General features: G+C 65.2%; 13 protein-coding genes and 1 other RNA gene. 8 read left to right on the top strand and 6 right to left on the bottom strand.

From position 1 onward, the window contains the following. The 4 genes from VJ811_RS14180 to VJ811_RS14165 form a co-directional block, all read right to left on the bottom strand. Positions 1–1,527 (bottom strand): DNA polymerase III subunit gamma/tau (locus VJ811_RS14180; protein ID WP_414711951.1); only part of this gene is annotated, 1,527 nt, incomplete at its 3' end. Between the two features lie 183 nt (positions 1,528–1,710). Next, positions 1,711–1,808: signal recognition particle sRNA small type (gene ffs / locus VJ811_RS14175), an RNA gene on the bottom strand. A 269-nt stretch (positions 1,809–2,077) separates the two neighbouring features. After that, entirely contained in the window at positions 2,078–2,416 is a 339-nt protein-coding gene (locus VJ811_RS14170; RefSeq protein ID WP_324073435.1) for a 2Fe-2S iron-sulfur cluster-binding protein, read from the bottom strand. Then, positions 2,413–3,504: a cysteine desulfurase family protein gene (locus VJ811_RS14165; protein ID WP_324073432.1), complete on the bottom strand. Its 1,092-nt coding sequence runs from the start codon at positions 3,502–3,504 to the stop codon at positions 2,413–2,415. The genes VJ811_RS14170 and VJ811_RS14165 overlap by 4 nt, the downstream gene beginning before the upstream one ends. Before the next feature lie 253 nt (positions 3,505–3,757). Here VJ811_RS14165 and VJ811_RS14160 point away from each other — a divergent pair, with 253 nt between their 5' ends. Then, positions 3,758–4,414, top strand: coding sequence for an alpha/beta hydrolase (locus VJ811_RS14160; RefSeq protein WP_037510410.1), 657 nt, complete (start codon positions 3,758–3,760; stop codon positions 4,412–4,414). A 140-nt stretch (positions 4,415–4,554) separates the two neighbouring features. Here the strand turns inward: VJ811_RS14160 and VJ811_RS14155 are convergent, their stop codons facing one another. Next, on the bottom strand, positions 4,555–4,719 hold the full coding sequence (locus VJ811_RS14155; RefSeq protein WP_324073424.1) for a hypothetical protein: 165 nt from the start codon (positions 4,717–4,719) through the stop codon (positions 4,555–4,557). 112 nt (positions 4,720–4,831) lie between these two features. On the opposite strand from VJ811_RS14155, the gene rpiB reads away from it, so the two are divergent. The 6 genes from rpiB to VJ811_RS14125 are packed head-to-tail and all read left to right on the top strand — an operon-like array spanning position 4,832 to position 8,279. Further along, positions 4,832–5,296 carry a ribose 5-phosphate isomerase B gene (gene rpiB / locus VJ811_RS14150; protein WP_324073422.1) on the top strand — a complete coding sequence of 155 codons (465 nt, stop codon included), beginning with the start codon at positions 4,832–4,834 and terminating at the stop codon, positions 5,294–5,296. Beyond that, positions 5,293–6,600, top strand: a complete 1,308-nt coding sequence (glyA, locus tag VJ811_RS14145) for a serine hydroxymethyltransferase (protein WP_324073421.1) — start codon at positions 5,293–5,295, stop codon at positions 6,598–6,600. The genes rpiB and glyA overlap by 4 nt, the downstream gene beginning before the upstream one ends. Before the next feature lie 5 nt (positions 6,601–6,605). After that, on the top strand, positions 6,606–6,824 hold the full coding sequence (locus tag VJ811_RS14140; RefSeq protein WP_248453619.1) for a hypothetical protein: 219 nt from the start codon (positions 6,606–6,608) through the stop codon (positions 6,822–6,824). Between the two features lie 3 nt (positions 6,825–6,827). Continuing rightward, a complete protein-coding gene (gene nrdR, locus VJ811_RS14135) occupies positions 6,828–7,292 on the top strand; it encodes a transcriptional regulator NrdR (RefSeq protein WP_056374080.1) in 465 nt (154 codons plus the stop codon). Beyond that, a complete protein-coding gene (locus VJ811_RS14130) occupies positions 7,289–8,014 on the top strand; it encodes an RNA methyltransferase (protein ID WP_324073416.1) in 726 nt (241 codons plus the stop codon). The genes nrdR and VJ811_RS14130 overlap by 4 nt, the downstream gene beginning before the upstream one ends. A gap of 16 nt (positions 8,015–8,030) precedes the next feature. Further along, a complete protein-coding gene (locus VJ811_RS14125) occupies positions 8,031–8,279 on the top strand; it encodes a hypothetical protein (protein ID WP_324073413.1) in 249 nt (82 codons plus the stop codon). Between the two features lie 85 nt (positions 8,280–8,364). Here VJ811_RS14125 and VJ811_RS14120 read toward each other — a convergent pair whose 3' ends face one another. After that, entirely contained in the window at positions 8,365–8,694 is a 330-nt protein-coding gene (locus VJ811_RS14120) for a chorismate mutase (protein WP_324073411.1), read from the bottom strand. A 213-nt stretch (positions 8,695–8,907) separates the two neighbouring features. On the opposite strand from VJ811_RS14120, the gene rpsD reads away from it, so the two are divergent. Continuing rightward, positions 8,908–9,209 (top strand): 30S ribosomal protein S4 (gene rpsD / locus VJ811_RS14115; protein ID WP_324073409.1); only part of this gene is annotated, 302 nt, incomplete at its 3' end.

Here is a 9,209-nt window from a genome sequence, read left to right as displayed (position 1 = left end):
CTGCGCGAGCAGCGCGTCACCCAGATCGCGCGCAAACGACGCGCCGAGTACAGCGACGGGCGCGAAAACGAGATTCCCGGGTTCGATCGTGATGATTCGCAGATGATCGTAGACATCGACCGCAAGCCGATGATTTCCCGTGCTTTCGAGAAGCTGATGGATTTGTGAGACGGTAAGCGCCGAGGCAGGCGGCTCCGCGCTCGCGATTGCTGGCGCTTCCGTGACAGCCGCCGGTTTGGCCGCCATGCTTTCTTGCGTTGCGGCCGCCGTCGGCGCGGCGAGCGGCATCGTCGGAACGCCGCCTTTTTCGAGCAGTTTCGCGAGTTCGCCCGGGTCGGGCATCGATGCGGCGTAAATCACGCGGAGCAGCAGCATTTCGAGATGCTCGAGCGGATTGTTCGCGCGCAGCACCTCGTCATGCCCCTTGAGCAGCAACTGCCACAGCCGGTTGAGCGGCGCGAAACCGAGCTTTTGCGCCCAGTCACCGATGCGTTCGCGGTCGGCCTCGGCGAGCGCGGGATCATCGTGGCGCGACACTTTGGCGAGCGTGATCGCGTGCGTCAGGTCCATCAAACCGCGCACCATCGCGACGGGCTCGATGCCGAGCGCATATTGCGCGCGCGCCAGATCGATCGCGCCGCCCGGGTCGCCTTCCAGAACCATCGCCATCAACTGCGCAATCGACGAGCGGTCGGACAGGCCGAGCATCACGCGCACCTGATCGGCGCTAATCTTGCCGCCGCCATCGAGGTCGGCGTGCGCGATCGCCTGGTCGAGGATCGAAAGGCCGTCGCGCACCGATCCTTCGGCGGCATTGGCGATCAGCCAGATCGCCGGCGCCTCGGCCTCCACGCCCTCTTTCTGCAAAATCGCGCTGAAATGCGCGAAGAGCATGTCGGGAGTGATGCGGCGCAGATCGAACCGCTGGCAGCGCGACAGCACCGTCACGGGCACCTTATTCACTTCGGTCGTCGCGAACAGGAATTTTACGTGCGGCGGCGGTTCTTCGAGCGTTTTCAGAAGCGCGTTGAAGGCGTTACGCGACAACATGTGGACTTCGTCGATGATGTAGATCTTGTAGCGCGCCGAGACGGCGGCATAGCGCACCGCCTCGATAATCTCGCGCACATCGTCGACGCCGGTGTTCGACGCGGCGTCCATTTCGATCACGTCGATATGACGGCCCTCGGTGATCGCGCGGCACGGTTCGCACACCCCGCACGGATCGATCGTCGGCCCGCCCTGCCCGTCGGGACCGATGCAGTTGAGCGCTTTCGCGATCAGGCGCGCAGTCGACGTCTTGCCGACCCCGCGCACCCCGGTCATCAGGAACGCATGCGCCAGCCGGTCGCGCGCGATAGCATTACCGAGCGTGCGCACCATCGCATCCTGCCCGATCAGTTCGGCAAAGGTTTGCGGGCGATATTTGCGGGCAAGGACGCGGTACGGGCCAGCGGGCGGCTGCGGCGCCGTCTCGGGCAGGTCCATTCCCAGCATCGGGGTATCGTCGTCGGCGGAATCGTCCATGGCCCCGTCTTAGGGGTGCTGCGCCATCTTGTCGAAGGGGAAAGGTGGGGCGATTCTTCTTCCCTCGTCATGCTGAACTTGTTTCAGCATCCATGGCCTGTCCGCACGGAAAAGGCCGCGCCAATCGAGGGGGCCGACCATGGACCCTGAAACAAGTTCAGGGTGACGAAAATAACATGTCATGAGGGTGGGAGCCGGAACGACCCGCAGCGAATTCGTTGCGGCTGCTTCCTTCCGGACCTGACCGGGTTGGCGAAGACTGCGTCCGCCCGACTCCCGCGGCGCATATGGAGGGGATGAGGGGGAAATGCAAGTCGGGCGGTGTTCGGGTTCGGCGTCGGCTTTGATATGTTTCACGCGAAGACGCGAAGGCGCGAAGAAGAGGGTTCGGGCCGATAGACCCCTTACTTTACACAGCGGTGCATTTTGACATTCTGTCGAAAGGGAAAAACCGCTTCGCGATAAGCACGACCTCTTCGCGCCTTCGCGTCTTCGCGTGAAACAAATCCTCACTGCCCCTCGCAAAAACGACACCAGCTCGATGGATGAATCAGCGCGGCCCCTGCATGTTTCGGCTTTCGGCGGGGATGTGCACCGTCAGGCCATCCAGCTCTGGGGTCAGCAGTATCTGACACGAAAGCCGGCTCGTTCGCCGCACCCCGGCGGCGAGGTCGAGCATATCTTCTTCCATCTCGCTCGCGGGCGGCAGACGGTCGAAATCCTCTTTGGCGACGATGACATGGCAGGTCGAGCAGGCCATCTGGCCTTCGCACGTGCCTTCGAGCGGCATCAGATGCGCCTGCGCGACGTCGAGCAGGATCGAACCCGGCTCAGCCTCGGCCTCGGTGCGCCCCTTGCCGTCGGCGTGGATGAAGGTGACGCGCATCAGTTCACCCCCTGCAGGCGCGCGGCGTCCTTGATGGCAGTGAGGCCGTCGCGCAATTCCCGCTCGCGCGTGTAGCGCCCCCAGCCGAGGCGGATCGAGGCGCGCGCGTCGGTTTCGCTCACGCCCATTGCCCGGAGGACATGGCTGACCTTGCCCGATCCGCTGCCGCACGCGCTGCCGAGCGAAAAGGCGACGTTGCGCGCGTCGGACATCAGGCGAAGGCCGTTCACCCCCTCGCGCCGGATGTTGAGATTGCCGTGGTAGCGCCGATTTGCGGCGCCATTGAGCGTCCATTCGGGGAGCATGTCGCGCGCGAGCGACCACAGGCGCTCGACATGCGCGGCGTCCGTCTCGAAGCGCTCGGCAGCAAGCGCGGCGGCGGCGCCGAACCCCGCGCAAAGCGCCGGCGAGACGGTGCCCGAACGCATCCCCTGTTCCTGCGCGCCGCCGAACATAAACGGCGGCAGGTCGACGCCGTCCCGGACCCACAGCGCGCCAACGCCCTTGGGGCCGTGAATCTTGTGTGCGGAGATCGCGATCAGGTCGGCACCTTCGGGGATGGCGACGCGGCCATAGCCCTGCACCGCGTCGCAGAGCAGCAGACTGTTTTTGGCGTGTGCAGCGGCGGCGAAGTCGGCGACGGGCTGGATCGTGCCGACCTCGTTGTTCACCAGCATGGTCGCGACAATGCCGTTTTCGGGAATCAGCGTGTCGTCGGGCGGCAGGGCCAGCCCCTCGCTATCGACGGGCAGGATCGCAGCGCTCAGCCGTTCAAGGCATTGCAGCGACGCGGCATGTTCGATGCTGAGCCCGGCGACGCCGCCCGACATCGCTTCGGCGCCGCGCAGCAGTGCCCAGTTGAGCGCCTCGGTCGCGCCCGACGTGAAGAAGACGCGTCCGCCCTTTGGCAGCAACACCGCAACCTGGTCGCGCGCAACCTCGACCGCCGCCGCGGCGGCGCGCCCGCCTTTGTGCGTGCTCGCAGGGTTGGCAAAGCCATCGCCCTCCCCGGGCCCTTCGAGCCAGCGCAGCATCGCCTCGCGCGCCTCGGGAGCGAGCGGCGTCGTGGCTTGGTAATCGAGGTAGATCATGGGGCGCATCTGCCCTCTAATCCCGCTCGTGTCGAGCGAAGTCGAGACACCCAGAAGGCGCGTACAACCGATGGGCATCTCGACTTCGCTCGATGCGAACGGCTAAAAAATGCAGACAAAATCATTCCTTATTGCGAGCGATTCGCAAAAGTTGCAACATGCTACCCAATTTCTATATAGGCGCCATCTTCGCTCCGCCACCCTGCCAGCCCGGCGATTCGGCGGCCAGCCATAAAAGATAAGAGGTGCTCCCATGCCCGACGTGATTTTCCCCGGCCCCGAAGGCCGCATCGAAGGCCGTTTCTCGCCCCCGCCGCGCCCGCGCGCGCCGGTCGCGCTGATCCTCCACCCGCACCCGCAGGGCGGCGGCACGATGAACGACCGCATCACCCAGGCGATGTACAAGAGCTTCGTCGCGCGCGGTTTCGCAGTGCTGCGCTTCAACTTCCGCGGCGTCGGCCGCAGCCAGGGCACGTTCGATAACGGCATCGGCGAGCTGAGCGATGCCGCTTCGGCGCTCGACTGGGTCCAGTCGATCCATCCCGAGGCGCAGACGACGTGGATCGCGGGCTTCAGCTTTGGCGCGTGGATCGGCATGCAGCTTTTGATGCGCCGCCCCGAAATCCGCGGCTTCCTGTCGGTCGCACCGCCGGCGAACATGTACGACTTCAGCTTCCTCGCGCCATGCCCCTCGTCGGGCATCATCGTCGCGGGCGGGCAGGACGAGATCGTGCCGCCGAGCGCGGTGCAGAAGCTGGTCGACAAGCTGCGCACGCAAAAGGGCATCACGATCCATCACGACGAAATCCCGCGCGCGAACCATTTCTTCGAGCATGAGCTCGACCAGTTGATGAAGTCGCTCGATAATTATCTGGATATGCGGCTCGCGCCCGATTCGCCGATCCGCTGACGATCAGCTCCTCCCCGTGGCGCAGCCATGGGGAGGTGGCAGCCCGCAGGGCTGACGGAGGGGTTATGGCGCCTACCCCTCCACCACGCCCTTCGGGCGCGGTCCCCCTCCCCATCGCTTCGCGACAGGGAGGATCAAGACTATTTTACCGGCACCAGCCAGATCGCGACATTCGCGAACATCACCAGCGCCGCGATCAGCATCAGCAGCGCGCGGCGGCGGTCGCCCTTGCGAAAGACATAGGCTGCACCGCCGGTCAAAAGGACGCCGGTCAGCATCAGGATGGACATGATCGTGTCGGACATGGGGCGGCTTTATCGGCGCCGTCACAAATTTGCCACCTCGCTTATGGCCAATCCGCGCCGCTTCGCCTAAAGGGCGCTCATCGATTCCCTATCGCCCCGCGGGAGCCGCATCATGCGCATTGCAATAGCCTCTGACCACGCCGCCTGGGAGCTGAAAGCCGCTCTCGCCGACTGGCTTCGCGAAGCCGGCCACGAAGTCGAGGATCTCGGCACCAATGGCCCCGACAGCGTCGATTATCCCGATTATGGCTACAAGCTCGGCGAAGTGATCGCCGACGGCCGCGCCGAACGTGGCGTCGCGCTTTGCGGGTCGGGCATCGGCATTTCGATTTCGGTCAACCGCAACCCCGCGTGCCGCTGCGCCCGCGTCGACGAGCCGCTGTCAGCAAAGCTGGCGCGCGAGCATAATGACGCGAATGTGATCGCGATGGGCGCGCGCCTGACCGGCATCGACATGGCCAAGGCCTGTCTCGACGCTTTCCTGACTACCGAATTCGCCGGCGATCGCCACGCGCGCCGCGTCGACAAGCTTTCCAATCCCCCTGTCAACTTGGCCCAACTGGAGACCAGCCGATGACCACAGACACGCTCGCCAAGCCCATCAAATCGGCCGGCTATTTCACTGACGGCGTCGGCACCGTCGACCCCGCGGTCGCAGCTGCGATGAAGCATGAGCTCGAACGCGAGCAGTATCAGATCGAACTGATCGCGTCGGAGAATATCGTCTCGAAGGCGGTGCTCGAAGCACAGGGGTCGGTGTTCACCAACAAATATGCCGAAGGTTACCCCGGCCGCCGTTACTATCAGGGCTGCGCCCCGTCGGACGAGGTCGAAACCCTCGCGATCGACCGCGCCAAACAGCTCTTCGATTGCGGCTATGCCAACGTCCAGCCGCATTCGGGCGCGCAGGCGAACGGCGCGGTGATGCTGGCGCTGACCAAGCCCGGCGCGACGATCCTGGGCATGAGCCTCGACGCTGGCGGTCACCTGACCCACGGCGCGCCGCCGGCGATGTCGGGCAAATGGTTCAACGCGGTGCAATATGGCGTGCGCGCCGACGACCATCTCGTCGATTTCGACCAGGTCGAGGCGCTGGCGAAGGAGCATCGCCCCGCGCTGATCATCGCGGGCGGCTCGGCCTATCCGCGCACGCTCGATTTCGCGCGCTTCCGCCAGATCGCCGACGATGTCGGCGCCCTGCTGATGGTCGACATGGCGCATTTCGCGGGTCTCGTGGCGGGCGGCGCGCATCCGTCGCCGATGGAACATGCGCATGTCGTCACCACGACGACGCACAAGACGCTGCGCGGCCCGCGCGGCGGCATGATCCTGACCAATGACGAAGCGATCGCCAAGCGCATCAATTCGGCGGTCTTCCCCGGCCTTCAGGGTGGCCCGCTGATGCACGTCATCGCCGCAAAGGCCGTGGCGTTCGGCGAAGCGCTGCGTCCCGAATTCAAGGACTATGCGAAGGCGACGATCGCCAATGCGCAGGCGCTGGCGAACCGGCTCAAGGCACGCGGCGCCGATGTCGTCGCGGGCGGCACCGACACGCACCTCGCGCTGATCGATCTCCGCCCGCTCGGCGTCACCGGCCGCGATGCCGACGAGGCGCTCGAACGCAGCGCGATCACGTGCAACAAGAACGGCATCCCCTTCGACCCGCTGCCGCCGGTCAAGACCAGCGGCATCCGCGTCGGTTCGCCCGCGGGCACGACGCGCGGCTTCGGCATCGCCGAGTTCGAGGAGATCGGCGATATGGTCGCCGATGTGCTCGAAGCGCTGCGCGACAAGGGCGAGCATGGCGACGCCGATGTCGAAGCGAATGTCCGGGGCCGCGTCCGCACGCTGTGCGAACGCTTCCCCATTTATCAGGGATAAGGGCTATGGCGCGGCAGCACCCCGAGGAACCGACGCTGGTCGAACTCTCGATCGAAGAGGTCAAGGCGATGGGCAAACAAGGCATGGCCCATCCCTCGACTCGCCCCGTGTTGACCGGCGGTGTCGTCGGCGCGATCGCCGGCGCGGTGCTGCCCGTCGTGTCGTGGCCCGTCGGCCTGCTGGCCGGGGCCGCGATCGCGCTCTATTCGCGGGTGAAGCGCTAACCCATGCGTTGCCCGTACTGCGGCCATGAAGACAGTCAGGTGAAGGACAGCCGTCCGACCGAGGACGGTGCCGCGATTCGCCGCCGCCGCCAGTGCGAGGATTGCGGCGCGCGCTTCACGACCTTCGAACGCATCCAGCTCCGCGAGGTCGGTGTCACCAAGGCCGACGGCCGCCGCGAACCCTTCGACCGCGAGAAATTGATGCGCAGCATCCAGATCGCGTGCCGCAAGCGTCCGATCGACGGCGCACGCATCGAACGGCTGGTGTCGGGCATCCAGCGCCAGCTCGAAACGTCGGGCGAGAGCGAAGTGCAGGCGCAGCAGATCGGCGGCATGGTGATGGAGGCGCTGAAAGGCTTCGACAGCGTCGCCTATATCCGCTTCGCCAGCGTCTACCGCGAATTTACCGAGGCTAGGGATTTCGAGGAATTCGCCTCTTCGGTCACCGAAGCAGCGCATAAAAATTGAGCGCCGCCCCGCCTCCCGTCATCGTCCTCGTCCGTCCGCAGCTTGGTGAGAATATCGGCAAGGCGGCGCGCGCGATGCTCAATTTCGGGCTGACCGAACTGCGCCTCGTCACCCCACGCGACGGCTGGCCCAATCCCGACGCCGGCCCGGCATCGGCGGGCGCTGACATTGTGCTGGCCGAGGCGAAAGTGTTCGCCAGCCTCGCCGATGCGGTCGCCGACTGCACCACCATCTATGCCACCACGGTGCGCAAACGCGGCGTGATGAAGCCCGTGCTGACCCCCGAAGCGGCGGCGCGCGAAGTCCATGCCAGCGCGGGGCGCTCGGCCTATGTTTTCGGCGCCGAACGATCGGGGCTCGAAACCGACGATGTCGCGCTCGCGCACACGATCGTGACAGTGCCGATCAATCCCGAGTTCGCTTCGCTCAATCTCGCCCAGGCGGTCATCCTGCTCGCCTATGAATGGTCCAAGGGTATCGCGCTGGCGAGCCCGCCCGAGGTGCCGCTCGACCCGCCGGCGCCGCATGCCGAGCTGGAACAATTGATCGAACATCTGACGCGCGATCTCGATGCGAGTGGCTATTTCGTTCCGCCCGAGCGGACCGAGGCCACGCTGCGCACCTTGCGCACCGCGCTGACCAAGACCGGATGGTCGCACAATGATATCAGGATGATGCATGGAATCGTGACGGCACTTGGCAGGACGCCCCGATCACGATAACGGGTGGGAATCGACCTTGGAGACCATGATGCTGACTCTCGTTCTTTCCCTCGCGCTTTCTGCCGCAGCCCCCGAAGCGACCGAAGCGCCGGCGCCGACCGCCGCCACCGCCAAACCAGCCAAGCCGAAGAAAATCTGCCGCAGCGATGTGAACACGGGCTCGCGCTTGAAAGGCCGCACCTGCAAGACGCAGGAACAATGGGATGGACAGCCGCAGGACGTCGGGAGCGACGTTCGCATAAATGGCGGCGCGGGCGCCCGCTGATCGATCGAATTTCGCTGGTATGGAATGATGCACGCGGCATCGGCGTCGTTTGCGCGCGCCGACGCCGCGGAATCAAGCCAAACAGTCAGCTATCGGCGCGGATGCGGTCCCATCGGGCCGCCTCATAGGCAATCGATTGTTCGACCAGTTCGTTCCACACGGCGCGAAGTCGCTCGGGTTCCAGCCCCGCGGCTTCGGCTTCGCGCGCAACATTGCCCAGCACCTCGGCCTTGCGCGCTTCGTCGCGAACGGTGCCGCGATCGGTCTTGATGCGCGCCGCGGCGTCCATATAGCCGAAACGGCGAACGAGCAGCGCGACGAGCGCGCGGTCGACTTCGTCGACCCCGGCGCGGACATCGATCATCGTTTCGCAGTCTTCGGGACGTTTGGGTTCGGGAAGTTTGGCGGACGTCATGCGCGCTGCCTTTAGCGGCTTTTTTCGTGCTGTCGAGGCATGCCGCCAATTGCCCCCGCAACGCTTGACTCTGCGCCCCTGTCCGTCTAACCGCGCGCCTTCGCAATGGACCCCGCACCCCGGTGAAGCGGCGGTCGCATATGGCATCTCGTCCATATGGTGCGACCCGGGAACCGCCGAAATCCTTCGGCACACAGCATATTGGAGACGCAAATGTCGAAGCGCCAGAGCGCCAAGTATAAACTCGACCGCCGGATGGGCGAGAACATCTGGGGTCGCCCGAAGAGCCCGGTCAACCGCCGCGAATATGGCCCCGGCCAGCACGGCCAGCGCCGCAAGGGCAAGATGTCCGACTTCGGCATCCAGCTCCGCGCGAAGCAGAAGCTGAAGGGCTATTACGGCGACATCACCGAAAAGCAGTTCAAGAAGAATTATTTCGAAGCGTCGCGCATGAAGGGCGACACCGGCCAGAACCTGATCGGCCTGCTCGAGCGCCGCCTCGACGCCGTCGTCTA

It is taken from the genome of Sphingopyxis sp., from assembly GCF_035250425.1.
In the GTDB taxonomy this organism is placed as follows: Bacteria; Pseudomonadota; Alphaproteobacteria; order Sphingomonadales; family Sphingomonadaceae; genus Sphingopyxis.
This window is presented reverse-complemented; position numbering and strand designations above follow the sequence as displayed.

Coding starts and splice junctions, on each gene's coding strand:
- VJ811_RS14140 (WP_248453619.1), top strand. CDS start 6,606: ATGGCGCGGCAGCACCCCGAGGAACCGACGCTGGTCGAACTCTCGATC.
- glyA (WP_324073421.1), top strand. CDS start 5,293: ATGACCACAGACACGCTCGCCAAGCCCATCAAATCGGCCGGCTATTTC.
- rpiB (WP_324073422.1), top strand. CDS start 4,832: ATGCGCATTGCAATAGCCTCTGACCACGCCGCCTGGGAGCTGAAAGCC.
- nrdR (WP_056374080.1), top strand. CDS start 6,828: ATGCGTTGCCCGTACTGCGGCCATGAAGACAGTCAGGTGAAGGACAGC.
- VJ811_RS14165 (WP_324073432.1), bottom strand. CDS start 3,504: ATGATCTACCTCGATTACCAAGCCACGACGCCGCTCGCTCCCGAGGCG.
- VJ811_RS14155 (WP_324073424.1), bottom strand. CDS start 4,719: ATGTCCGACACGATCATGTCCATCCTGATGCTGACCGGCGTCCTTTTG.
- VJ811_RS14160 (WP_037510410.1), top strand. CDS start 3,758: ATGCCCGACGTGATTTTCCCCGGCCCCGAAGGCCGCATCGAAGGCCGT.
- VJ811_RS14120 (WP_324073411.1), bottom strand. CDS start 8,694: ATGACGTCCGCCAAACTTCCCGAACCCAAACGTCCCGAAGACTGCGAA.